Source organism: Streptomyces sp. JHA26 (assembly GCF_002005565.1).
Lineage (GTDB): Bacteria > Actinomycetota > Actinomycetes > Streptomycetales > Streptomycetaceae > Streptomyces.
The window spans coordinates 1-24,595 of the sequence record NZ_BDJC01000042.1; the positions used below are offsets into that span (position 1 = coordinate 1).

General features: G+C 72.0%; 21 protein-coding genes and 2 pseudogenes. 14 read left to right on the top strand and 9 right to left on the bottom strand.

Translation table 11 applies throughout. The annotated features are described in order from the left end of the window. The first annotated feature begins 265 nt into the window (after positions 1–265). On the top strand, positions 266–1,354 hold the full coding sequence (ychF, locus tag JHAT_RS23505) for a redox-regulated ATPase YchF (protein ID WP_077800245.1): 1,089 nt from the start codon (positions 266–268) through the stop codon (positions 1,352–1,354). Between the two features lie 83 nt (positions 1,355–1,437). Here ychF and JHAT_RS23510 read toward each other — a convergent pair whose 3' ends face one another. Both JHAT_RS23510 and JHAT_RS23515 read right to left on the bottom strand, forming a co-directional pair. Then, positions 1,438–1,830, bottom strand: a complete 393-nt coding sequence (locus JHAT_RS23510; RefSeq protein WP_077800246.1) for a PIN domain-containing protein — start codon at positions 1,828–1,830, stop codon at positions 1,438–1,440. Then, positions 1,827–2,093, bottom strand: coding sequence for a hypothetical protein (locus JHAT_RS23515; protein WP_077800247.1), 267 nt, complete (start codon positions 2,091–2,093; stop codon positions 1,827–1,829). The genes JHAT_RS23510 and JHAT_RS23515 overlap by 4 nt, the downstream gene beginning before the upstream one ends. 196 nt (positions 2,094–2,289) lie before the next feature. Here JHAT_RS23515 and JHAT_RS23520 point away from each other — a divergent pair, with 196 nt between their 5' ends. Continuing rightward, positions 2,290–4,470, top strand: a complete 2,181-nt coding sequence (locus JHAT_RS23520) for a DEAD/DEAH box helicase (RefSeq protein ID WP_077800248.1) — start codon at positions 2,290–2,292, stop codon at positions 4,468–4,470. Between the two features lie 353 nt (positions 4,471–4,823). Here JHAT_RS23520 and JHAT_RS23525 read toward each other — a convergent pair whose 3' ends face one another. Next, positions 4,824–5,216 (bottom strand): DNA-binding protein, encoded by a 393-nt coding sequence (locus tag JHAT_RS23525; RefSeq protein WP_077800249.1) that lies wholly within the window; start codon positions 5,214–5,216, stop codon positions 4,824–4,826. Then, positions 5,216–5,467, bottom strand: a complete 252-nt coding sequence (locus JHAT_RS23530) for a hypothetical protein (RefSeq protein WP_018845686.1) — start codon at positions 5,465–5,467, stop codon at positions 5,216–5,218. The genes JHAT_RS23525 and JHAT_RS23530 overlap by 1 nt, the downstream gene beginning before the upstream one ends. Positions 5,468–5,617: 150 nt before the next feature. On the opposite strand from JHAT_RS23530, the pseudogene JHAT_RS23535 reads away from it, so the two are divergent. Further along, positions 5,618–5,867 (top strand): annotated as a pseudogene (locus JHAT_RS23535) (SNF2-related protein); the annotation flags it as partial. Positions 5,868–6,287: 420 nt separating this feature from the next. Further along, positions 6,288–7,001 (top strand): VOC family protein, encoded by a 714-nt coding sequence (locus JHAT_RS23540; RefSeq protein ID WP_077800250.1) that lies wholly within the window; start codon positions 6,288–6,290, stop codon positions 6,999–7,001. A 235-nt stretch (positions 7,002–7,236) separates the two neighbouring features. Here the strand turns inward: JHAT_RS23540 and JHAT_RS23545 are convergent, their stop codons facing one another. Both JHAT_RS23545 and JHAT_RS23550 read right to left on the bottom strand, forming a co-directional pair. Continuing rightward, a complete protein-coding gene (locus tag JHAT_RS23545; RefSeq protein ID WP_171991023.1) occupies positions 7,237–8,571 on the bottom strand; it encodes a M14 family zinc carboxypeptidase in 1,335 nt (444 codons plus the stop codon). Continuing rightward, positions 8,564–9,505: a LysR family transcriptional regulator gene (locus tag JHAT_RS23550; protein WP_077800251.1), complete on the bottom strand. Its 942-nt coding sequence runs from the start codon at positions 9,503–9,505 to the stop codon at positions 8,564–8,566. The genes JHAT_RS23545 and JHAT_RS23550 overlap by 8 nt, the downstream gene beginning before the upstream one ends. Before the next feature lie 96 nt (positions 9,506–9,601). Here JHAT_RS23550 and JHAT_RS23555 point away from each other — a divergent pair, with 96 nt between their 5' ends. From JHAT_RS23555 to JHAT_RS23585, 7 genes are all read left to right on the top strand, one after another. Continuing rightward, positions 9,602–10,432 (top strand): oxidoreductase, encoded by an 831-nt coding sequence (locus JHAT_RS23555; RefSeq protein WP_077800252.1) that lies wholly within the window; start codon positions 9,602–9,604, stop codon positions 10,430–10,432. A 197-nt stretch (positions 10,433–10,629) separates the two neighbouring features. Continuing rightward, complete coding sequence (locus JHAT_RS23560; RefSeq protein ID WP_077800253.1) at positions 10,630–11,778, top strand: DUF4190 domain-containing protein; 1,149 nt, start codon at positions 10,630–10,632, stop codon at positions 11,776–11,778. A gap of 147 nt (positions 11,779–11,925) precedes the next feature. Then, the gene (locus tag JHAT_RS23565; protein WP_077800254.1) at positions 11,926–12,678 is read left to right on the top strand and encodes a GntR family transcriptional regulator; all 753 of its coding nucleotides are present in this window, start codon (positions 11,926–11,928) and stop codon (positions 12,676–12,678) included. Positions 12,679–13,086: 408 nt separating this feature from the next. Further along, complete coding sequence (locus JHAT_RS23570; protein WP_077800255.1) at positions 13,087–13,278, top strand: SPOR domain-containing protein; 192 nt, start codon at positions 13,087–13,089, stop codon at positions 13,276–13,278. Positions 13,279–13,324: 46 nt separating this feature from the next. Then, the gene (locus tag JHAT_RS23575) at positions 13,325–13,747 is read left to right on the top strand and encodes a (deoxy)nucleoside triphosphate pyrophosphohydrolase (RefSeq protein WP_077800256.1); all 423 of its coding nucleotides are present in this window, start codon (positions 13,325–13,327) and stop codon (positions 13,745–13,747) included. Positions 13,748–13,897: 150 nt separating this feature from the next. After that, positions 13,898–14,308: an ATP-binding protein gene (locus JHAT_RS23580; protein ID WP_375603583.1), complete on the top strand. Its 411-nt coding sequence runs from the start codon at positions 13,898–13,900 to the stop codon at positions 14,306–14,308. Between the two features lie 226 nt (positions 14,309–14,534). Then, positions 14,535–17,237 carry a SpoIIE family protein phosphatase gene (locus JHAT_RS23585; protein ID WP_375603584.1) on the top strand — a complete coding sequence of 901 codons (2,703 nt, stop codon included), beginning with the start codon at positions 14,535–14,537 and terminating at the stop codon, positions 17,235–17,237. Here the strand turns inward: JHAT_RS23585 and JHAT_RS35780 are convergent. Continuing rightward, positions 17,224–17,355, bottom strand: coding sequence for a hypothetical protein (locus JHAT_RS35780; RefSeq protein WP_290439814.1), 132 nt, complete (start codon positions 17,353–17,355; stop codon positions 17,224–17,226). The genes JHAT_RS23585 and JHAT_RS35780 overlap by 14 nt on opposite strands. Positions 17,356–17,478: 123 nt before the next feature. On the opposite strand from JHAT_RS35780, the gene JHAT_RS23590 reads away from it, so the two are divergent. Beyond that, complete coding sequence (locus JHAT_RS23590) at positions 17,479–18,630, top strand: glycosyl hydrolase family 18 protein (protein WP_077800259.1); 1,152 nt, start codon at positions 17,479–17,481, stop codon at positions 18,628–18,630. Here the strand turns inward: JHAT_RS23590 and JHAT_RS35005 are convergent. Both JHAT_RS35005 and JHAT_RS23595 read right to left on the bottom strand, forming a co-directional pair. Next, positions 18,627–18,775, bottom strand: a pseudogene (locus JHAT_RS35005) (succinate dehydrogenase/fumarate reductase iron-sulfur subunit); the annotation flags it as partial. The gene JHAT_RS23590 and the pseudogene JHAT_RS35005 overlap by 4 nt on opposite strands. Before the next feature lie 51 nt (positions 18,776–18,826). Continuing rightward, the gene (locus JHAT_RS23595; protein ID WP_077800260.1) at positions 18,827–19,117 is read right to left on the bottom strand and encodes a hypothetical protein; all 291 of its coding nucleotides are present in this window, start codon (positions 19,115–19,117) and stop codon (positions 18,827–18,829) included. A 335-nt stretch (positions 19,118–19,452) separates the two neighbouring features. Here JHAT_RS23595 and JHAT_RS23605 point away from each other — a divergent pair, with 335 nt between their 5' ends. Both JHAT_RS23605 and typA read left to right on the top strand, forming a co-directional pair. After that, positions 19,453–21,732, top strand: a complete 2,280-nt coding sequence (locus JHAT_RS23605; RefSeq protein ID WP_077800261.1) for an ABC transporter family substrate-binding protein — start codon at positions 19,453–19,455, stop codon at positions 21,730–21,732. Between the two features lie 154 nt (positions 21,733–21,886). Beyond that, the gene (gene typA, locus JHAT_RS23610; protein WP_077800262.1) at positions 21,887–23,803 is read left to right on the top strand and encodes a translational GTPase TypA; all 1,917 of its coding nucleotides are present in this window, start codon (positions 21,887–21,889) and stop codon (positions 23,801–23,803) included. Positions 23,804–24,595: the final 792 nt, after the last annotated feature.

Sequence of the window (24,595 nt, forward strand, 5' to 3'; positions counted from 1 at the left end):
CCCGCCGCCGACGGCCCGCCCCTGCGGGGGCAACGGCGCCCGGCCCCGTCGCGGTCCGTACTGCGCAGGTCGCGTCCCGTGTTGCTCCACTGGACCAACTTAGGTCTGTTTATGTGTCGAATAGCCCGACAGACACGCCGTGGGGCGGAGTCCGGGCGGGCATTCGACGTCCGGCACGGCCGTTACCGGACACCCCGTAGACTGGTGGATCGGCCCAGTCTGGCCTGCCCCGCCCTCCGCATCCTCACGTACGGGAAGTCGCAACGTGTCGCTCACGATCGGAATCGTCGGTCTGCCGAATGTCGGCAAGTCGACCCTGTTCAACGCCCTGACCAAGAACGACGTGCTCGCGGCCAACTACCCGTTCGCCACGATCGAGCCCAACGTCGGCGTCGTGGGCGTCCCCGACCCGCGCCTGACGAAACTGGCCGAGATCTTCTCCTCCGAGAAGATCCTCCCGGCGACGGTCGACTTCGTCGACATCGCGGGCATCGTGCGCGGCGCGAGCGAGGGCGAGGGCCTGGGAAACAAGTTCCTGGCCAACATCCGTGAGTCCGACGCGATCTGCCAGGTCATCCGCGCCTTCAAGGACGAGAACGTCGTCCACGTCGACGGCAAGGTCTCGCCCAAGGACGACATCGAGACGATCAACACCGAGCTGATCCTCGCCGACCTCCAGACCATCGAGAAGGTCCTGCCCCGCCTCCAGAAGGAGTCGCGGATCAAGAAGGACGTCGCGCCCAAGGTCAAGGCGGTCGAGGAGGCCAAGGAGATCCTGGAGAAGGGCGACACGCTCTTCGCCCACGGCGTCGTCCAGGGCAGCGAGCGCGCCGAGCTCCTCCACGACCTGCACCTCCTCACGACGAAGCCCTTCCTCTACGTCTTCAACGTCGACGAGGACGAGCTGACCGACGAGGACTTCAAGAACGAGCAGCGCGCGCTGGTCGCCCCCGCCGAGGCGATCTTCCTCAACGCCAAGCTGGAGGCGGACCTCGCCGAGCTGGAGGAGGACGAGGCCCTGGAGCTCCTCCAGTCCGTCGGCCAGGACGAGCCCGGCCTCGCCACCCTCGCCCACGTCGGCTTCCGCACCCTCGGCCTGCAGACCTACCTGACGGCCGGCCCCAAGGAATCCCGCGCCTGGACCATCAAGAAGGGCGCCACCGCCCCCGAGGCCGCCGGTGTCATCCACACCGACTTCCAGAAGGGCTTCATCAAGGCCGAGGTCATCTCCTTCGACGACCTGGTCGCCACCGGCTCGGTCGCCGAGGCCCGCGCCAAGGGCAAGGCGCGCATGGAGGGCAAGGACTACGTGATGCAGGACGGGGACGTGGTGGAGTTCCGCTTCAACGTGTGACCGTATCGCCAGAGGCGGTCTGACCTGCGAGAAAGTAGGTCAGGCCGTCTTGCTGTCCGCAGGAGTCCGCAGACCCCCGGAGGTCAGACAGTGCGGATGACGAGAGCGGGCTTGACATCCTGGGCATCGATGAGGACGCGGATGTCGTACGGGTCGGAGGTCCAGATGATCGCCCCGAGACTGGCAGCCATGACGACGACGGTGGCGTCGACGATGTCTGCGGTGCCGGCCTTGCCGCAGAGAATGCCCGCGGCCTTGGCGGTTTCGAGACCCACGGGTACGACATGGCACCCGGCGAGGAACTTGCCGAGCCTGACCTGCCGGCGGGAGTCCCGCCATGCCTGGCTGACGACCACGGAGGGCACGTGGATGTCCCTGCCGTCTTCGAGAGCCAGGCTGTGGCGAGCCCACATGCGCCGGTCGTCGTTGTCGATGGCGATCAGCGCACCGGCGTCGTACAGGTAGGGGATGTTCACGCGGCCGATGCCCCCGTGCCGCTGAGGTACTCGGCGTCGGCGTCGGCCATCTCGGCGCGGGCGTTGGCGAGCTCCTCCGGCGTGAAGGCGCCGTGCCCCACCTGCCACTCCTGGATCACGGCCCGCCCGGCCCGTAGCCGCAACTCTCGTTCGGCTGCTCCGGCGACGAGCCGGGAGAGCGGGATGCCCTCCTCCTCGGCTGCGCCGGCCAGGGCGTCCACCAGGGATTCGTCAAGAGTGATCGTCACCTTCTTGGTAGCCATACCAACACCATAGCGTGATATGGCAGAGGTTGGGGCGGGTTTCGGGCGGTGGGGGTTGCCCCGTGGGCCCGACCGGGGAGCCGCCGTGTCGTGGAGCTCGCCATTCGGTCAGCGCTCCAAGGCCGTACTGGGCGGCGCACCACTGCCGGCTGGGGGGGTGGGAGGATGCGGGGACTGCGAGAGAGGGGCGGGACGCGTGGGGCGTGGCGAGCGGGATACGGTCGCGAGGGGAGCGCGACTCCACGAGGCAACGCAGGCAGTGGCCGGTGACCACGCCAAGGCGGTCGAGGCAGTGCGGGCGGCGCTCAAGCCGATTCACGACGAGGCGGTCACGAGGGAGCTGGACGCCATCCCCGTCGTCCGGCTGCAGGACGTCACCGAAGGACGCCTGCGGCTGGGGAACGTAGAGAAGAGTGGCCTGCGCACAGTGGGCCGCGTCCTCGAAGCGGGCCCCTACCGGTTGCGCCAGATTCCCGGCGTGGGACAGCGCACTGTCGACCAGATGCTCGCCGCAGCTCGCCGGCTTTCCGAGGCCGTGCACGAGACGGTGGCCGTCCACATTGACGTGGATCGGCCGGAGCCGAGCACTACCGCACTCGTCATGGCCCTGCATGTTCTGGTGGAAGCAGGGCCGGATACCCGGCGCGCGGTGGACCGAGCCGCAGCCTTGTCGGAACGACTCGGCCCGCTGTTGGTCGACGCGAGGCCCGCCGCCGGGCGCTTCGGAATGCTTCTGGCCGGCCAGGAGAAGAGGGCGCGCGCCCTGGCGGCGGTGAACGAGATCCGCTCGCTGGTGGAGGAGGCGGAGCAGGCGGGCATGCCTGAGCTGCTCGCCCAGGCATCGGTGGACCTGCTGCGCGGATCCTCTTCCGACATCGCAGCCTGGGTGGACTTCGAACTCCGCTCCGCCGAGTACTACAGCCTGCTCGCCGAAATCTCCGGGCGACTGCCGGACGAGGCCGCCGCAGAGGGCTTCCTGCCGGACGAGATTGCTGAGCGGGTGCGAACCCAGCACCTCGACGACACGCACCGCCGGGTCTCCCTGCGCGGTTACCAGGCGTTCGGCGCGCGGTTCGCGCTCGCGCAGCGCAAGGTGATACTCGGCGACGAGATGGGCCTCGGGAAGACCATCCAGGCGATCGCCGTGCTGGCACACCTGGCCTCTGAGGGGCAGAGTCACTTCATGGTCGTCTGCCCGGCGAGCGTTCTCGTGAACTGGACTCGGGAGATCGAGGCCCGCAGTGCCCTCCGCGTCACGGTGCTTCACGGCCCCGACCGGCACTACGCGTTCGCCGACTGGAAGGGGCGGGGCGGGGTAGGGGTGACCACGTTCGACGCCCTGCGCGGCTTTCCGGCGCCTGGCGGCGGGGAGGTCGGACTGTTGGTCGTCGATGAAGCACACTCCGTGAAGAACCCGAAGGCCAAGCGGTCTCAGTCGGTCGCGCTGTGGACTGAGCGTTGTGAGCGCAGCCTCTTCATGACGGGGACCCCGATGGAGAACCGGGTCGTGGAATTCCGCAACCTGGTCCAGATGCTCCATGGAGAGGTCGCGGACTCCTTGGGCGAGCGAGACGCCCTGGCGGGATCGGTCGCCTTTCGTAAGGCCGTCGCTCCGGTCTACCTCAGGCGCAACCAGGAGGACGTACTGACGGAACTCCCCAGTCTTCAGCAGACGGACGAGTGGGAGGAGCTGAGCGCACCGGACGAAGAGGCGTACCGCGAAGCCGTGCGTGCCGGCAACTTCATGGCGATGCGCAGGGCCGCGTACATGCGCCCCGAGAAGTCGGCCAAGCTGGACCGGCTCCGGGAGATCGTTCAGGAGGCCGGCGAGAACGGGCAGAAGACGGTGGTCTTCTCCTACTTCAAGGACGTGCTGGGAGTGGTGAAGGCAGCACTTGCCGAGAGCCCCGCTGCCGGCATCGCGGTGTTCGGTCCGCTCACCGGAAGCGTCGCGGCAGGGCGAAGGCAGCAGATCGTCGACGACTTCGCCGGGGTCTCGGGACCAGCCGTGCTCCTTGCGCAGATTCAGGCGGCCGGCGTCGGCCTCAATATGCAGGCTGCCTCCGTCGTCATCATCTGCGAACCGCAGATCAAGCCGACCATCGAGCACCAGGCAGTTGCCCGGGCCCACCGCATGGGCCAGGTCAGGCCGGTTCGCGTGCACCGCCTGCTCGCCACTGGGGGAGTGGATGAACGCATGGTGGGGATGCTGGAGGAGAAGACCCGCCTGTTCGATGCCTATGCCCGCCGCAGTGTTGTGGCCGAAGCCACCCCGGACGCGGTAGACGTGTCGGACACCGATCTGGCCCGCCGGATCGTCGAGGAGGAGCAGGCGCGCCTGGGCATGTCGGACGAGAGGCCCACGGCAGCCGAGTGAGTGCCGGGGAGCGGCGGCTCATCGGCGAAGCCTCATCGAGGGGCCGGTCCTGGTGGTACGCCTTCCCGACAGGTGGAGGCCCGCCAGTCCGCAGCCAGTCCGCAGGACGCTCGTAGAAGGCCGTCGCAGGCCAACGCGACCAAACGGTGAAATGCCTGTTCAGCGGTGTGGGCGGGGTTCCGCTGCAGGTCAGGATCAGCCCGCAGGCGTTCCGCTTCAACGTCTGACGCTGTGTCGATAACTGTGCCCGACCCGCCTGTTGCTGGGTCGGGCACAGCTGCGTGTCCGCGGTGGGTCCTCGATCCCGCGATGCGGTGACAGCGTTTGCCGGGCGGCCTGGCGGCGATGCGGTCTCAGACCTTGACGACCTCCACGGAAGGGCCGCACAGGAGTGTCAGGTCCTCGGGGCCGGAGGTGAGGACGGTGACCGGCTGGGGTGCGTTGCGGGCGATGGCGGCGAGAGCGGCATCGATGGCGTACTTGTGGCCGTGAAGGTGATGGGTGCGAAGGAGGACGGCGGCCCGGTCGGTGATCTCCTTGGTGACGTCGTGGACGTCGACGCGGGAGAGGACCCACTTGATGCGGGCCTGGTGGATGCGCTCGTAGTCGGCCTCGAGCGTGGTCATGGCGCTGGTGGCGACGCGGACGCCCTCCTCCGACGCCGCCTGGACCAGAGCCACGACGGTGCGGTCCTTGCGGTAGAGCTTCGAGAGTCCTTCGCTGTCGAGCAGGAGGGTGCCGGGCATCAGGCGGCGGCCCCGCCGGCCTGCCGGTGGTCGTGGCGCAGCAGCGCCCGGGCGGCCTCGACCTCCTCGCGGGTGAGAGCTTCGTTGTCGGTCTCGAAGTCGGCGACGATCTCCCGCAGCTTGTCCATGGCGACCCTCTGTTCGAGAGCCTCGGCGACGTAGGCGGAGAAACCGCCGGGCCCGACATGGGCGCGTACGGCCTCGGCGAGATCCTCGGGCAGGCTGATCGAATATTTCCTACTACCGCTCATGGTGCCGATCCTACCGGCGGTCGTAAGCCTGGGGGTGTGAATGACTGACCCGAGGTTCGGCCGGCCCGCAGGGAGCTGCGAACGCCCGTCGAGGCCGGGTGCGGGCGGTGGGAAGATGCGGGGAGGGTCATAGAGGGGCGGGAAGCGTGGGGCGGGGTGGGGGTGACCACGTTCGACGCGCTGCGCGGCTTTCCCGCACCGGGATGCGGGGAGGTCGGGCTGCTGGTGGTCGACGAAGCGCACTCCGTGAAGAACCCGAAGGCCAAGCGGTCTCAGTCGGTCGCCCTGTGGACGGAGCGTTGCGAGCGCGCTCTTTTCATGACCGGAACCCCGAGGGAGAACAGGGTCGTGGAGTTCCGCAACTTGGTCCAGATGCTCGACGGCGAGGTGAAGACCGCCTGCTCATGCTCGAACGGGGGATCGCTCACCTCCTCGAAGACCTCGGGGACGTCGGCGGTGCGGGTGCGGGTGCGGGGCCGGCCGGTCGCGGTCCTGCGCAAGACGCTCGTGCGGACCTCCTACGTGTCCACCGACGCGTGGGGACGGCGTCCGGTTCGCCCGCACCGACTGCCAGGCCTGCCCTGCCCCGCCCAGGACGAGTGGACCACCCCGGCGCGGGGCGCCCGCACCCCGGACCAGCAGACTCACCCGCCTCGGCCACCACCTCACAGCCCGGACCCGAAAGGTGTGGCTCCGGCTCCGGGGCCGCAGAATACTCGGCTGCGACCGAGGCCGGCCCGCCCCTAGGATCCTCGTTCGAGGCGCCGGCACGGCGCCCTGCCGACAGTCGGCACTCAACGGACCGAGGACGCGTGGCGCAATGAGCAGCCGACTCTTCGCAATCTCCTTCGACGCGCACCGGCCCGAGCGCCTGGCGCACTTCTGGTCCGGCGTCCTGGGCTTGGAGAGAGCCGACGATCCCTACGACGGCATCGCCCTGCTGTCCGGGAACGACGCCGGCTACCGCCTCGGCTTCCGTTCCTCCCAGGCGCACAAGGTCGCCCAGAACCGGCTGCACTTCGACCTGACCAGCTCCTCCCTGGAGGACCAGCAGGAGACCGTGGCCAGGGCGCTCGACCTCGGCGCGCAGCACGCCGACATCGGCCAGGGACCGGACGCGTCCCATGTGGTGCTCACCGACCCCGAGGGCAACGAGTTCTGTGTCCTCGAGCCGGGCAATGATTTCCTCGCCGGCTGCGGCTTCATCGGAGCGCTCGCCTGCGACGGTTCGCAGGCCGTGGGCCACTTCTGGAGCGAGGCGCTGGGCTGGCCGCTGGTCTGGGACCAGGACGAGGAAACCGCCGTCCAGTCACCGAACGGCGGTACGAAGATCACGTGGGGTGGTCCGCCGCTCATGCCGGACCCCGGCAAGGACCTGCACCTGGACCTCGTCCCGGACGACGACCGACAAGCAGAGGTCGAGCGCCTGCTCTCCCTCGGGGCGAAGCGCCTCGACTCCGCCCACGACGGGGACGGTGCGGTACTGCTGACCGATCCCGACGGCAACGAGTTCCGCGTGCTCACGCGCCGGTGAAGCCCGAACCGAGGGAGCCGCGGTAGGGGGTTGCTGCGGGGAGCACGGCTGGGAGCCGGACAGGCCCTCTCACCAAACGGACAGCTCAACGCGTCCCGCCGGGAGAAGGAGCCGCACCCGACCCGAATCGAGCAGCAGGACCGCGGCGGTTTCGGTGAGGCGGGACGGCGCGGGCGGCACCACCGAGGAGCTGCGCTCCGTCGGCCCCGGCGATCTGCCGGCCGCCCGGCCGGTTTCACCCGAGGGTCCCCAGCGCGCTCTCCGCCGCCGCCACGACGGTGCGCGTCTGGTGCTCCACCTGGTGCCGCACGGGCACCCAGCGCAGCCGCAGGGACTTCTCGAAGTCCGCGCACCACGAGGTGAAGAGCTCCTCCAGTTCGCGGTGCAGTCCTGGCGCGTCGGCGTCGTCGGCCGCCTTCAGCAGCCGCAGCAGGAGACCCGCCGCGCGCAGCGGTTGCCGGCGGGCCACGACGTCCAGGGCGCAGACCTGGGCCGTCGTCGGCAGGCGCGGATCGTCGGCGCCCGTGGCCCCGTCCGCCTGCCGGGCCAGCGGTTCCCAGGAGTCGGCGACCAGGTCGTAGAGGTCCTCGGCCATCCACTCCAGCACACGCCGGGGTGCGCTGTCCCCGGCCGGCGGCAGGAAGCCGCGCGCCTGGTCCAGGACGGCGGTCACCTGCCGTCCGCCCTCCCGCACCAGCGCGGACAGGTCGCGCAGGACGCGGGCGGCGTCCCGGTGCGGGGTCGGGTCGTCGGCCAGGTCGGTCGCCCACATGGGCACCTCGACGATCGCCGTGACACCGCCGTACCGGGCGGGCGCGCACCAGGTGGACAGCCCGATGTCCTCGGACCCGGCGGCCAGGCGTGAGGTGTCGTCCGGGGGAGGCAGGACGTGGATCCCGGGGCTCGGGTTCTCCCAGTGGAGGGCGTCGTACGTGCCGTGCTGGAGGGGGACGCCGGTGTCCAGCGCGGACCGCCGGAAAGGCTCGGCGAGTCCGGGCAGGGCGCCGGTCAACTGCACCCAGCTGCCGCCCGCCTCGACGTTGTGCAGGGAGCACTGGAGGAACGGCCGCCGCTCGTCGATCACCTCGAACAGCGCGCGGCTCTCCGGGAGGTCCCGCGGGACGATCGGCGCCCACTCCGGCTGTTCCGCCGCGACCGGGCGGAAGGCGGCCCGGTAGTAGTCCGCCGGGGAGGGGCAGGGGCCGGCCGTCGCCTCCTCGAGTCCCTCGCTCAGCGCGGTGCCGTCCGGGTCCAGGCAGAGGACGACGTCCCAGGTGACGAGGGCGGGGTCGGTCGCCGTGGAGGGCCGGTCGCCGCATGCCACGCGCTCCGCCAGCACGAGCGCGGTCACGCCGCCGACCGGCTCGTCGGGGTGCGGCCGGGCGACCACCAGGACGTGCCGCGGCCCGCGTCCCACGGACAGCATCAGGATCGGCCGGCCCGCGCGGGACGTCCCGATCCGGTGCAGGCGGGCGACGCCGGGGAACCGGGCGACCAGCCGCCGCGCCGACTCGGTGACCTCGGCGACCGTGAGGTAGCGGTCCGGGACCGCCGAGGGGCCGTCACCCACGGGCGACCACCTGCCGGCACGCCTCCACGTACCCCCGCACCAGCGGGAGCTCCTCGTCCTCCCGGCGCCAGGCGAGCGCGTAGCGGCTGGGGCTCAGCCCGCGGACCGGGCGGGTGGTGACGCCGCCCAGGGTGATCAGCGGGGCGTTGCCCGTGGCGACGAGGCAGATGCCGAGGCCGGCGGCGAGGGCCTCGTACGTCTCCTCCGTACCGGCGATCTCCGCGCCGATGCGCGGGGGCCCGCCGGTGCCCGCGGCCGGGCCGCGCCGTTCGCCCAGGGCGCTGCGTTCGTCCAGCGCCAGCCAGAAGTCGCGCAGGACGCCCGCCTCCCGCGGCAGGGCGAGGAACGGCTCGTCGACCAGGTCCGCGAAGTCGACCTCGGAGCGGGCCGCGAGCGGGTGGGTGTCGGGAAGGGCGACCAGACGGGGTTCCTCGGCGACCGTGGTCCACGCGTAGCGGCCGGCGTCGGGCAGCGGCAGCCACACGTAGGCGACGTCGGCCGTGCCGTCGGCCAGGCCCGCGGTCGGGTCGTGCCAGCTCAGCTGCCGCAGACGGGGCAGTGCCCCGGGGTGGGCCGCCGTGAACCGGGAGCGGATCGCCGGCAGCAGGCCGCCGCGTCCGGGGCTGGTGCTCATGCCGATCACCAGGGTGCCGCGCCGCGCCGCCAGCGCCTCCCGTACCGCCGCCGCTCCCTCGGTCCAGTCGGCCAGCACCCGCCGGGCGTACGGCAGCAGTGCCGTGCCCGCCTCGGTGAGCGTCACGCCGCGCGGCTCGCGCCGGAACAGTTCGGCACCCACCTGCCGTTCCAGCGCCCGGATCTGCTTGCTCAGCGCCGGCTGGGACACGTACAGCCGCTCGGCCGCCCGCGTGAAGTGCAGTTCCTCGGCCACCGCCGCGAAGTAGCGCAGCTCCCGCACGTGCACGTCCGTTGTCATGACCGTTGGCTATCACCCTGGGTCTTGGACGGGCAACAGCCTTTCCCGGCAGGGTGGTTGACGGTTGCAGGACAGGCGGACGACGAGGGGGCCGGCATGAACAAGGTGTGGCTGATCACGGGGGCGAGCAGCGGTTTCGGGCGGGCGATCGCCGAGGCGGCCCTGGCCGAGGGCGACGTGGTCGTCGGTGCGGCGCGGCGGCCCGAGGGGCTGGACGACCTGGTGGCCGCCCACCCCGACCAGATGGAGGCGGTGCGCCTGGACGTCGCCGACACGGCCGCCGCCGAGGCCGCCGTACGGGACGTGGTGGCGCGGCACGGGCGGATCGACGTGCTGGTCAACAACGCGGGCCGCACGCACGTCGGCGCCTTCGAGGAGACGGGCGAGGACGAGCTGCGCGCCCTGTTCGACGTGCACGTCTTCGGGCCGGCCGCGCTGACGCGGGCCGCGCTGCCGCACATGCGGGAGCGGCGCTCGGGCGCGATCGTGCAGATGAGCAGCATGGGCGGGCAGATGTCCTTCGCGGGCTTCTCGGCGTACAGCGGGACGAAGTTCGCGCTGGAGGGAATGAGCGAGGGGCTCGCGGACGAGGTGCGGGAGTTCGGGATCAAGGTGCTGATCGTGGAGCCGGGCGCCTTCCGCACCGGCCTGTTCGCGAGCGGCGCGGCCGGGCTCAGCGCGGACAGCGGCGTGTACGCCAAGGTGAGCGAGACCCGCGGGCTCGTCACCGGCGGCGACGGCAGCCAGCCCGGCGACCCGGCCAAGGCGGCGGCCCTCGTCCTCGCCGCGCTGGCGGCCGACGACACCCCGCTGCGGCTGCCGCTCGGCGACGACGGTGTCAGCGCGGTCCTCGGCCACCTCGACCAGGTGCGGGCGGACGTGACGGCCTGGGAGAAGCGCACGAGGGCCACGGGCTTCGACGACTGAGACGCCCACCGGCCGGGAGAGGGCGACCCCTTCGGGGCGCCCCCCGGAACCGTCGTCCCTGATCTCGCGTACCGCACCGCCCGGAGCGCACGGCCGCGCGCCTACCATGCGATCAGTCACGCGGCCGTGCGCTCCGGGCGGCCGCTCCCAGCCCGCGGGGCCCTCGCGCCGCCGCACGGATCAGGAGTACGGCACCCGTGTCCATACCGCCGCCCCCCGGTCCCCAGGGACCGTACTCCCCAGGGCCGTACCCCCAAGGGCCGTACCTCCAGGGGCCGTACCCCCCGCAGCAGGGCCCCTACGGGGCGTACCCGCGGCAGGCGCCCGTCAACGGCGTGGCCATCGCCGCGCTCGTCCTCGGCCTGCTCTGCTTCCTGCCGGCGGTCGGACTCGTGCTCGGCCTGGTCGCCCTGCGCCAGATCAGGAGGAAGGGCGAGCGGGGCAAGGGGCTCGCCGTGGCCGGTTCCGTGCTCTCCTCCGTGGGTCTCGCCCTGTGGGTGGTGTCGCTCTCCACGGGTGCCGCAGCCGATTTCTGGCAGGGTTTCAGGGACGCCGCGCGGGGTGAGGGCACCGCGTACGCGCTCTCCGAGGGCGAGTGCTTCACCACGCCCGGCGGATCCCTGCAAGGGGTCGCCTACGACGTCGACGTGGTGCCCTGCGCGCAGGAGCACGACGGCGAGGTGTTCGCCGCCTTCGACCTGCCCGGCGGTCCCTACCCCGGCGACGACGAGATCACCCGGTCCGCCGACGTCCGGTGCTACGCGCTCCAGGACGCCTACGCCATGGACCGCTGGGCCCTGCCGACGGACGTCGACGTGTACTACCTGACGCCGACCCGGCAGAGCTGGCGCACGGGCGACCGCGAGGTCACCTGCCTGTTCGGCAACACGGACGAGCGGGGCACGCTGACCGGCTCGCTGCGCAACGACGCCAGGACGCTCGACCCGCACCAGCACGCCTACCTGACGGCGGAGGGCGTACTCAACCGGGCCATGGACGAGGTGCCCGAGGCCGAGGCCGTCGAGGACGACTTCCCGGCGTACGGGGTCTGGGCGGGGCAGGTGTCCGAGGCGCTGGTCCAGGAGACCGGGATGCTGCGCGGGCACAGCTGGCCCGCCGGGGCCGAGCGGCAGGTCGCCGATCTGCTCGAGGACCTCGAGGCGGCGCGGGAGGAATGGAGCCTGGCGGCCGCGGCCACCGACGTCGACACGTACTACGAGCACTACGACAAGGGCTTCGACCTCGTCGAGGCCGACACGACGGTCACCGCACGCGAGGCCCTCGGGCTGTCCACGACACCACCGGTCTACGAGGACGGGGGAGACGACGCCGGCCTGGAGGTGTGAGGGCGTCCACAGCGGGGAGAAAGTGCCTGCGTGAAGCCCCCGGGCGGCCCATGTCATCACATCGAGTGATTCTTTGGCCTTTACTTGCCTGACACAACCTACGGTTGCCACGCTGTTGCTGTCTGTACAACCCGATGGGAGCGGCCAGTGACATTCGGTGAGCAGCCGGCGTACCTGCGTGTCGCGGGTGATCTCCGCAAGAAGATCGTCGACGGCCTGCTGGCGCCGCACACCCGCCTCCCCTCCCAGGCCAGGATCCGCGAGGAGTACGGCGTCTCGGACACCGTCGCCCTGGAGGCGCGCAAGGTGCTCATGGCCGAAGGACTGGTCGAGGGCCGCTCGGGTTCCGGCACCTACGTGCGCGAGCGGCCCGTGCCCCGGCGCATCGCACGCTCCGGATACCGGCCGGCCGGCGGTGCCACGCCCTTCCGGCAGGAGCAGGCCGACGCGGGGTCCCGCGGCACGTGGGAGTCCCGCAGCGAACAGACCGAGGCGAGCGGCGCCGTCGCCGAGCGGCTCGGGATCGAGCCCGGGGACCGGGTGATGTGCACGCGGTACGTCTTCCGGGAGGGCGGTGAGGCGATGATGCTCTCGACCTCGTGGGAACCGCTCGACCTCACCGGCCGCACGCCCGTGATGCTGCCCGAGGAGGGCCCGCTCGGCGGCATGGGCGTCGTCGAGCGGATGGCCGCCATCGACGTCGTCGTGGACAACGTCACCGAGGAGGTCGGCGCCCGTCCCGGCCTCGCCGAGGAGCTGCTCGCCCTGGGCGGCGTCCCCGGGCACGTGGTGCTGGTCGTCCAGCGCACCTTCTACGCCTCGGGCCGCGCGGTCGAGACGGCCGACGTGGTCGTCCCGGCCGACCGGTACCGGGTGGCGTACCACCTGCCCGTCAAATAGGGCGCCCGCCCGTCGGCCGGGGTCGGACCCGTCGGCCGGGCCGTCCGCCGTCAACGGGCCCGCCCGCTCTGTGAGATGGCGCACGCCTTCGTGCGCCCCTCGCGCCCCCTCGCCCGCGTCCGCCTCGTGTTCCGCGTCCCCGGGACACCGTCCCGCACCGCGCCGTTTCGGTCGTTCTCGCAGGTCGTCTCCGTCCTGCCGCCTACACCCCTGACCGGAAGCATCGGTATCCCGGGAGGGCGCGTCGGCCCTCGTGCGCCCCCTGCGTTCTGGCTGGTTGCGTACCCCTTTGTGAAAAGCCGTATTCGCTGCGTGAAGGTTGGGCGTAGGCTCGGGCATATGCGGATTGCGGTTTCCTCCACGGACGGGGCGTGAGGAGGAACGCGGGGTGGGAAGCGGAGGGGCGCGATGAACGACAGCACGGTCACTCTTCCCTGGCTGGTGTTCCGCCAGGACGACAACGGCAATCGCTACCGCGTGGGCCGGTACGCGACACGGGCCGAGGCCCAGAAGATCGCGGACACCCTCGACGGCCGCGGGCACAAGCAGCTCTACTGGATCGAGAAACTCGGCCCGGACACCACCGGCCCGGCCGACTGACCCGGCGCCCCGCCGAGCCGTCCGGCCAGGCCCTAGGCTCCACGGCATGACGGAACGGATCGTGGTGGGCGCCGCGCTGCTCGACGGGGGGCGCCTGCTCGCCGCTCGGCGCAGCGCGCCGGCCGAACTGGCCGGACGCTGGGAGCTGCCCGGCGGCAAGGTGGAGGCGGGCGAGACGCCCGAGGCGGCCCTCGTGCGTGAACTGCGCGAGGAACTCGGCGTGGCGGCCGGGATCGGCGAGCGCGTCCCGGGGCAGTGGCCGCTGAGACCCCCGTACGTCCTCCAGGTGTGGACCGCCCGCCTGCTGCCCGGCTCCGCCGCGCCCGAACCCCTCGAGGACCACGACGCCCTGCGCTGGCTCACCCCCGCGGAGGTCTGGGACGTGCCCTGGCTCGACCAGGACGTGCCGGCCGTCGAGCGGGCGCTCGCGCACCTGTCACCGGAGGCGGACGACGCGCGGGGCGCGTAGGGGAGCCGGTGCGGGCGCCCCCGCACGCCGCCGGTGCTTCCACGCGCTCGCGCGTTCCGGGACGGCCCCCGGACGGTACCGGTCCCACGAATCGGGTATGGGCCCATTAACCCCACGAAACCGGACGGGGTGGGGTTGCCGGCCGGGGATGTGAGCGGCGTGATCAGGACCGAAGGCGACTGCGTCGAATGGGTCTTTCCGGGGCAGCCGGACGCCGTGCGGACCGCGCGCTCCCTCGTCCGCGACCGGCTGCGCGACTGGGGCCTCGACGACGTCGGCGACATCACCGCCCTGCTGGTCAGCGAGCTGGTCACCAACGCCCTGCGGCACGCCACCGGCCCCATCGGGGTCCGTCTCGTCCACCACCCCGGCGGTCTGGACGGCGTCCTGCTCGTGGAGGTCTCCGACCCGCTCCCGGACCTCCCCCGCGAACGCGCCGCCCGCCCCGAGGACGAGGGCGGCCGGGGACTGCAGCTGGTGGCCTCCTCCGCCCGCCGCTGGGGCACCCGGCCCGGAGGGACCGGCAAGACGGTCTGGTTCGAACTCACGGTGCCGGAATGACGCGGCGCCGGCCGCGCCGACGCGCCCCGGCGCCCGGTACGGGACCGTCGCCCGGCCGTGCGGGACGGCGGCAGTTGCCGGGTACGTGGTTCGATGCCGTGCCCGCTGGTTAGAAGACTGGAAGTGTCGTCACGGTCCGGACCGAAAAGCATCGGGACCGTGCTGTGATCGTGAACACCGTGTTGTGCGGCGCCGTAGTGCTGGATACTGCGGGCAGCCGCCCCCGGTGACCGGTGCCGGGCGTGGTGAGCTGGAGGGGACGGTTCGCGTGAGCGAGATACCAGCGAGGGCCACGGAGTCCGAGGGCCCGTCGGACGCTGTCCGGGCCGGCGCCACGGGCGCGGCCCGGAGCGCGACGGGCACCGGAGCCGGCAGCGGCCCGTCCGGTGACGTGCCGTCCGGCGACGCCGTGTGGCAGAGCAGCCCGCCCGGCTCCATGTACGACTACATCAAGGTCGCGTCCTTCTCCATCGGCCCCGACGGCCTCGTCGACCAGTGGAGCCTCCGCGCCGAGCAACTGCTCGGCATCCCCGCCGAACACGCCGTCGGCACCGACCCCATCGAGACGTTCATCGACCCCGACCTGCGGGCCCGGGGCCAGCGCAAGATGGCCGAGATCCTCGACGGGCGCGAGTGGACCGGCGTGGTCCCCTTCCGGGCACCGGCCGTCCGCGCCGAGGGCGGGGGGCGCGAGCGCCGCGGGCCGCGCGGGCTCGCCGAGGTGTACGTCATGCCGACGCGGACGGAGGACGGCGAGAAGGCCGCCGTCTGCATCGTCGTCGACGTCCGCACCCTGCGCAGCATCGAGACCGACCTCGCCGCGTCGCAGGCCATTTTCGGCCAGTCTCCGTTCGGGTTCCTGCTGATCGACCCCGACCTGCGGGTCCGCCGCGCCAACCAGCGGTTCGCCTCCATCTTCGGCGGCACCCCCGACGACCACCGCGGCAAGGGCGTCCACGACTACCTGCCGCGCGCCGAGGCCGACCGGGTGTCCGCCACCCTGCGCCGGGTGCTGGAGACCGGCGAGTCCATCACCGACATGCACGTCACGGGCTTCGTGCCCGGCTCCGACGAGCGCCGCCACTGGTCCGTCAACCTCTACCGCGTGCACAGCGGTTCGGGCCGGCCCATCGGCATCGCCTGGCTCGGCACCGACATCACCGCCCGCCGCGCCGCCGCCCGCGAGGCCGCCGCCGCCCGGCGCAACCTCGCCCTCCTCAACGACGCCGGCGCCCGCATCGGCAACTCCCTCGACCTGGAGACCACCGCCCGCGAACTCCTCGACGTCGTCGTCCCCGGCTTCTGCGACCTGGCCACCGTCGACCTCTACCAGGGCCTGCTGGCCGGCGACGAGACACCGCCCGGCCTCGCCGACGGCAGCGCCGAACTGCGCCGCGTCGCCTTCTCCAGCGCCGTCTCCGACGGGCCCTTCCACGACTCCGGCGAGCGGGTCAAGCTCGGCGCCGTCCACCACTACCCGTTCAACTCGCCCTGCGCGGACGCCCTGCGCACGGCCCGCCCGCGCACCGTGCCCGCCGAGGACGGCGGTCTCGTGCAGTCCACACTGGCCGTCCCCATGGTCGCCCACGACACGGTCGTGGGACTCGCGCAGTTCGCCCGGACCAAGGGCAGCGAGCCGTTCGGGGACCGCGACCGCGACCTCGCCGTGGAACTGGCGGCGCGGGCCGCCGTCTGCATCGACAACGCCCGCCTCTACCGGCGCGAGCACGAACGCGCGCTGATCCTCCAGCGCTCCCTGCTCCCGCCCGGCGACCCGGAGGCCTCCGGACTCGACATCGCCTGCCGCTACCTGCCCGGCAGCGCGGCCACCGGCCGGCCCAGCGAGGTCGGCGGCGACTGGTTCGACGTCATCGAACTCCCCGGCCACCGCACCGCCCTGGTCGTCGGCGACGTCATGGGACGCGGACTGCGCGCCGCCGTCGCGATGGGCGAACTGCGCACCGCCGTACGGACGCTGGCGCAGCTCGACCTCGAGCCGGCCGAGGTGCTCTCCCACCTGGACGAGATCGCCCGCGGCCTCGGCGCCCCCGGAGGCGTCCAGCAGGCGACGCGCGCCGCCCGCCGCCCCCGCGAGAAGGACCTCTCGGAGGTCTACCTGGCGACCTGCGTCTACGCCGTCTACGACTCGGTGACCCGGCGCTGCACCTTCGCCAACGCGGGCCACCTGCCGCCCGTCCTGGTCGAGCCCGGCGAGTCCGCGCTGATGCTGGACGTCCCGCCGGGCCTGCCGCTCGGAGTCGGCGGCGAGCCGTTCGAGGAGGTCGAGGTCGAACTGCCCGAGGGCGCTCTGCTCGCGCTCTACACGGACGGTCTGGTCGAGAGCCGCGACCACCCCCTCGACGAGGGCCTCCAGGCCTTCGTGGGCGCCCTCACCGACCCCACGCGTCCCCTGGAGGACGTGTGCGACCAGGTCCTCAACACCCTCGGCTCCCACCACGGCGAGGACGACATCGCCCTGCTGATGGCCCGCGTCCAGGGCCTGCCCGCCGAGTCCGTCGGCGACTGGACCCTGCCGCGCGAACCGCGCAGCGTGGGCCGGGCCCGCGAATACGCGCGGGCACAGCTGCTCAGCTGGGACATGGAACCCCTGGTCGACACCACCGAGCTGCTGGTCAGCGAGCTGGTCACCAACGCGCTCCGGTACGGCGAGGGCGAGATCAGGCTCCGCCTCCTGCTCGACCGCACCCTGGTGTGCGAGGTCTGGGACTCCGGCCTGGTCCAGCCCCGCCGGCGCCGGGCCCGTGACACCGACGAGGGCGGACGTGGCCTGCAACTGGTCGGTCTGCTCAGCGCGGCCTGGGGCTCACGCCGTACGCCGCGCGGGAAGACGGTGTGGTTCGAACTGCCCCTGCCGGGCGCGGACACCCAGCTGGCCGACCCGGCGGAGGCCCTGCTCAGCCTCTTCTGACGCGCCCCGGTGTCGTCCGCGTCCGGGCCCGCCGGGTGCGGCGTGCCCGGGCGTACCCGGCCAGCAGCAGCGCCGCCCCGGCCGTGGCCAGGGGCGGCACCAGGTCGGCGGAGATCATCGCGCCGCACCCCGGACCGCAACCGGAACACCGGTTCGAGTCGTCCCCACGGGCAACACGCTCGGAGCGTACGCGCCGGATCCGGCCACCGCGACCGGGGACGGCCACAGGGAGGGGAGCGCCGTGGAACACACGGAGCCGCGCACGAACCCGGGAACCACCGACCCGGCAGCCGCCGACGAAAGCCGCACGGACGACGAAAGCCGTACGGACGACGACGGCGGGAAGGCGGCGGCCGGGACCGCGGCGGACGGGACCGCGGGACGGAAAAGACGGCTCCGCCGCGTCCGTCGCACCGCCCTCGCCGTCCTCCTCGTCCTGCTCCTCCCCCTCCTCACCGCCGAGACCGCCCTCCGCATCAACTACATCGGCGACCCGGCCGACGGCACCTACACCCGCAACCGCGACGCGATGTGGCTCGGCCACGCCTGGGTCGACGGCCGCAAGAAGGACGCGGACCTCACCGCGCTGGCCCGCAGCCTCAAGACCACCGGAATCCGCGACCTGTACGTCCACACCGGCCCGATGGAACACGACGGCACGCTGCCCGAGTCCCTCTACCCCAGGGCCCGCTGGCTGATCGACGGCGTGCACCGGGAGCTGCCCGGCGTCCGCGTCCAGGCCTTCCTCGGCGACGTCCTCGCCACCGAGAGCCCCGACGGCATGCGGCTGGAGAGGGCCGCCACCCGGGCCGCCGTCGTCCGCTCGGCCCGCCAGGTCCTGGACGTCGGCTACGACGGTGTCCACCTCGACCTGGAGCCGCTCCACTCCGGCGACCGGAACTACCTGTCCCTCCTGGACGACCTGCGCGCCGTGACCCGGGCCGAGGACGCGCAGCTCTCGGTGGCCGCCCACCAGATCGACCCGCTCCCCGCCTTCCACTCCTTCTGGGGCACGGTCGCCGGGCACCCCAAGTGGTGGTCGCAGGAGTTCTTCGGTCAGGTCGCCCGCCGCGTCGACCAGATCGCCGTCATGTCGTACGACACCATGCAGCCCCTGGAGAGCCTGTACGGCGGCTACGTCGCCCAACAGACCTCACTGGCGCTGGAGGTCACCCCGCCCACGACCCACCTCCTGATGGGCCTGCCCTTCTACCACGAGAACCGCTTCGGCCACTGGGCGCACGCGGAGACCGTCGCCGCCGCCGTCCGCGGTGTCCGCCTGGGCCTGTCCCGCACGGACGCCGACCGGGAGCGCTTCGGCGTCGCCGCCTACATCGACTTCGCGGCGACGGAGGAGGACTGGACGGCGTACCGGGACGGCTGGGTGCGCTAAGCCCGGTCGGGCCGGCGCCGTGCGATCTTCGACCCCAGCCACACCGGCGGGCCGTACTCGCGGTCCACGGCCCGCTCCTTCAGGGGGAACAGCGCGTGTCCGTGATCCTGGTCCCCTCGGGGCAGACCTCCGTGGGAACGCGGGTCCGTGTCGGGTGGTTCCGTTCCAGTGGCCACGGGTCGGCTCCGGGTCGGTGTCAGGGGGCGCGGCGGTCGCGCGCGCCGAGGCCCTCGTCGTCCGAGTCCGTCCACAGGGAGCCGTCGTACGGCGTGTCGGGGATCGGGACGAGGTCGGGCCGCTTCGCCGCGTCGGGTGAGGCGGCCGCCGCCCGCAGCAGCGCGACGCTCTCCCGCAGGTGGTCGGCGTCGGTGCGGACCCGGCGCATCTCCAGGCCGTCGCCACCGAGCCGCTGCGCCAGGCGGTTCACCGACCGGGACAGGTCGTCGAGGCAGCGCTGGAGGGACGACAGGTCGTCGTGCACGGACATGACGTGACCTCACTTCCGTGGGGCCCGGCACCCGGTCGGCCCTGGACGGCGACGTTCATGCGCCTGCGAGTGTCGCGCGTCACGCCTGCCGCGGGGAAGGGACGTGCACCGATCGCCCGGGGCGTACCGGTACGCGAGGCGGTGCGTTGCGCCGCACGGGTGGCCTTGCGCACCGTCACCGCCGTGTCTCCCCGCGTCGCCGAACCGTTTCCTCTTCAGTGGCCGCATATCGCACGGATACAAATGATCAACTCCAAATACCGCAAGAGCGATCATCGTGGACCTGATCACCCCGGACGTGATCACCACCCCGCGGCCTTCCGGAGGTAGCAGAGATGTCCCACGTCGGCGTCGGACCCCGCGCGGTCACGCGCTCGGTCGCCTTCCTCACTGCGGGTGTGCTCGCGCTCCCCGCACTGGCCGGCTGCAGCTCCGACGACTCCTCCGGGAAGCCGCTCGCCGGGCAGGACATCGCTCCCGCGGCCCGCGCCCGGATCGCCGACGGCGGCACCCTGCACTGGGCCGTGGACTCCGTGCCGGACACCCTGAACACCTTCCAGTCGGACGCCGACGCCACCACGGTCCGCGTCGCGCAGGCCGTACTGCCCTCGATGTACCGGACGGACGCGACCGGCCGCCCGGTGCGCAACCCCGACTACCTGGAATCCGCGAAGGTCGTCGACACCGAGCCCAAGCAGGTCGTCCTCTACCGGCTCGACCAGCAGGCCGTCTGGAGCGACGGCCGGGAGATCGGCGCCGCCGACTTCGCCGCCCAGTGGCGCGCCCTGTCCGGCAAGGACAGCGCCTACTGGACCGCGCGCAACGCCGGCTACGACCGCATCGAGAAGATCGAGCGCGGCGACGACGACCTGGAGGTCAAGGTCACCTTCAGCCGGCCCTACGCCGACTGGAAGTCGTTGTTCACGCCGCTGTACCCGAAGGAGGTCATGGGCACCCCGGACTCCTTCAACGACGGAGCCCGGCGCAAGCTCGCGGTCACCGCCGGGCCCTTCGCCCTCAAGAAGGTCGACACCGAGGACGACGAGGTCGTCCTCACCCGCAACCCCCGCTGGTGGGGCGACCAGCCCAAGCTCTCCGAGATCGTGCTGCGCGCCGTGCCGCGCGACAAGCGGGTCTCCGCGCTGGCCGCCGGCAAGGTCGACCTGGCCGAGATCGACCCGGACACCGCCGAGGAGGTGACGCTGGCCGCCGGCCCCCGCGACGCGGCCACCGGAACCCCGGTGATGGGCGCGAGCGGCACCCCCGCCGGCACCCCGTCGGCCACGGCGGACGGCAAGCGGTCCGCCGCCGACGAGCTGCGCTCCTGGGCCGTCGCCAACGGCTCCGACGAGGAGGCGGCCGACGAGGAGACCCTCGCCCGCGAGGAGCGCCGGGAGGCGGCGGAGAAGAAGCGGCGCAGGCAGCAGGCCCTGCGCGGGTTCGAGCTGCGCAAGTCGCTGGAGCCCGCCTACACCCAGCTCGCCCTCAACGGCGCCGACGGCCCCCTCGCCGACGAGCGCGTCCGCCGCGCCGTCGCCCGCGCCCTGGACCGGAGGGCCCTGGCCAAGGCGGTGCTGGAGCCGCTGGGCCTGCCCGCCGAGCCTGTGGGCAGCCACCTCGCCCTGGCCGGCCAGCCCGTGTACGCCGACAGCAGCGGGGCGCTCGGCGGCCAGGACGTCAAGGAGGCCCGCGCCCTCCTCGCGGACGCCGGGTGGGTGTCCGGCGGGCCCGTGGACCAGCAGGAGAAGGGGGAGAAGGCGGCCGGAGCCGAGGGCGAGAAGTCCGGGCACGACGAGGACGACGAGGACGGCAAGAAGAACAAGGACGGCGAGGAAGGCAAGGAGAACAAGGAGGGCGGGGGCGGGGAGGAGTCCGAGGACGACGACGGCACCTACATCGTCGGCGAGGACGACAAGAACGACGACACCGACCAGGAGAGCGGCGAGAAGCACCGGAGCGGGAAGAACACCGCCCGGGGCGGCGCCCCCGGCGCCTACGCCCCCAAGGGCACCGCCGCCCCGGCGGGCTCGGCGGTGAAGCCGCTGGCCAAGGACGGCAAGGCCCTCACCCTGCGCTTCGTGCTCCCCACCGGCCCCGGCTCCGAGGCGCTGCGCACCGTGGCCGACCGCATCTCCGGCATGCTGGAGAAGGTCGGCATCGGCACCGACGTCACCCGGGTCCCCGACGAGAGCTACTTCAAGGACCACATCGCCTCCGGCGAGTACGACCTGGCGCTCTACTCCTGGCCGGCCACCGCCTTCCCCGCCACCGACGCCCGCCCCATCTACGCCAAGCCCGTCCCGGCCGCCGACGGCTCCCTGAACGTCGCGCAGAACTACACCCGGGTCGGCACCGACCAGGTCGACCAGCTCTTCGACCAGGCCCTGGCCACGCTGGACGAGGAGGAGGCCCGCGACCTGCTGCGCAAGGCCGACGCGCGGATCTGGGCGGCGGCGGGCTCCCTGCCCCTCTACCAGCGCCCCCAGCTGACCGCCGTCCGCAAGAACCTCGTCAACGCGGGGGCCTTCGGTTTCCAGACCCCGGTCTACGAGGACATGGGCTTCCTGAAGAAGGGCGCCGAGGGCGCACCGCGATCGGCGGGCCCGTCGTCCTGAGCGGGCGCTCCCGGCCCCCGGCCACGGCCCGGCAAGCCCCTGCCCCCGCGGCCCCGTACCATGGGGTGAGGCCGTGGCACGTACCGCCCGGCAGGCCCGCGTGACACGGACGTCCGCGAGGGCCGTCCTCACACCCTCCGGGAGTACGCCACACATGGCTGTGTCTGTTACGCGTCACAACATCCGCAACGTCGCCATCGTCGCCCACGTCGACCACGGCAAGACCACCATTGTCGACGGGATGCTCAAGCAGGCCGGTGCCTTCGCCGCGCACCAGCTCGACTCCGTCGACGACCGAATGATGGACTCGAACGACCTGGAGCGTGAGAAGGGCATCACGATCCTCGCCAAGAACACGGCGGTGAAGTACCACCCGAAGGACGGCGGCGAGCCGATCACGATCAACATCATCGACACCCCCGGCCACGCCGACTTCGGCGGCGAGGTCGAGCGCGGTCTGTCGATGGTCGACGGCGTCGTCCTGCTCGTGGACGCCTCCGAGGGCCCGCTGCCGCAGACCCGCTTCGTGCTGCGCAAGGCGCTCCAGCAGCGGCTGCCGATCATCCTCTGCATCAACAAGACGGACCGGCCGGACGCCCGGATCGACGAGGTCGTCAACGAGACGTACGACCTCTTCCTCGACCTGGACGCCGACGAGGAGCAGATCGAGTTCCCGATCGTCTACGCCTGCGGCCGCGACGGCGTCGCCTCCCTCACCAAGCCGGAGGACGGCACGGTCCCGTCCGACTCGGACAGCCTGGAGCCGTTCTTCTCGACGATCCTGGAGCACATCCCGGCCCCCACCTACGAGGAGGGCGCCCCGCTCCAGGCCCACGTCACCAACCTGGACGCCGACAACTTCCTCGGCCGCATCGCGCTGCTGCGCGTGCACCAGGGCGAGCTGAAGAAGGGTCAGACCGTCGCCTGGATGAAGCGCGACGGGTCCGTGCAGAACGTGCGGATCTCCGAGCTGATGATGACCGAGGCGCTCACCCGCAAGCCCGCCGAGAAGGCCGGCCCCGGTGACATCTGCGCGGTCGCCGGCATCCCGGACATCATGATCGGCGAGACCCTGGCCGACCCGGAGAACCCGGTTCCGCTGCCGCTGATCACGGTGGACGAGCCCGCGATCTCCATGACCATCGGCACCAACACCTCCCCGCTGGTCGGCCGCGGCGCCACCGGCAAGGGCGCCGACAACAAGGCGGCCGTCAAGGACCGCAAGGTCACCGCCCGCCAGGTCAAGGACCGCCTGGACCGCGAGCTGATCGGCAACGTCTCGCTCCGCGTCCTGGACACCGACCGCCCGGACGCCTGGGAGGTGCAGGGCCGCGGTGAGCTGGCGCTCGCCATCCTGGTCGAGCAGATGCGCCGCGAGGGCTACGAGCTGACCGTCGGCAAGCCGCAGGTCGTCACCAAGGAGGTCGACGGCAAGACGTACGAGCCCGTCGAGCGCATGACGATCGACGTGCCCGAGGAGCACATGGGCGCCGTCACGCAGCTCATGGGCGTGCGCAAGGGCCGCATGGACAACATGTCCAACCACGGCTCGGGCTGGGTCCGCATGGAGTTCGTGGTCCCCTCCCGCGGCCTCATCGGCTTCCGCACGGAGTTCCTGACCCAGACCCGCGGCACCGGCATCGCCCACTCCATCCACGAGGGCCACGAGCCGTGGTTCGGCACCCTGACGACCCGCAACAACGGCTCGCTGGTCGCCGACCGCGCCGGCGCCGTCACCGCGTTCGCGATGACGAACCTCCAGGAGCGCGGCGTGCTCTTCACGGAGCCCGGCACCGAGGTGTACGAGGGCATGATCGTCGGCGAGAACTCCCGCGCCGACGACATGGACGTCAACATCACCAAGGAGAAGAAGCTCACCAACATGCGGTCCTCCACGGCCGACGTGACCGAGTCGATCGTGCCGCCGCGCAAGCTGTCGCTGGAGCAGTCGCTGGAGTTCTGCCGCGACGACGAGTGCGTCGAGGTGACCCCCGAGGCGGTCCGCATCCGCAAGGTGAACCTGGACGCCCGTGAGCGCGCCCGCGCCGCGAGCCGCGCCAAGCACGGCTGACCCACACCGTCGAACGGCGCCGGGCACCCCTTCCGAGGGGTGCCCGGCGCCGTTTTCGCGTCTTGGGTGCGATGCTCTGGAGGAGGGCTCCGGGCAGGCTCGTGAAAGCGTAGGGAAAACCCTCTATTTCGTGACGGGGTGCCGTCCGGGGGCCCGATGCGCACTACCCTGCCCGCAAGTCACGCGGTCGTACGGGCCGGTGGGGCGGGGTCCGCGTCACCGAGGCCGACGGGCCCGTGCACGGAGCGTGCCGAGGGCCGGACATGCCTGTGGGCACCCTGCACGGCGGGCACGTTACTCGCAATCCCTTTTCCTGACACAGGTGTCCGCTATGCGGGCACCGGCTCCCGATAGATGTGTAACAAGTCCGTTTCGCAGTGATCTCTCACCAAACCCTTTGTCCGGATTTTGGAAGATCTAGGCCCTATCTGTGATCGAACCGAGACCTCGAGAGTGTGGTTCGGTCCCTGGCGAATGGCAGATAGTTAGGCGCGTAGAGCTCGTATGAACGGGTCACGCGCTGACGGCGCAGACTCGCGAGCGCGGGGGCACTTGACGAATCTCAGGCACCGGTGACGGGGCCGGAAGTTGTCGTGTGCTCCTCTTTGCGGTGAACCAGCGGATTCATGAGGAGGAACCCATGCGAGGTGCCACGAGCGCCATATGGGCCGTGTCGTCCCCGGCGGCAGGTGCAGGTCCCGTGGATGGGTTCGGTTCCGTCGCCTTCGCCGCGGTGGCGATCCGGTGGCGCGGACTTCCTTGACGGCTCGCTCCCGTGGCCGGCCGGTGCCG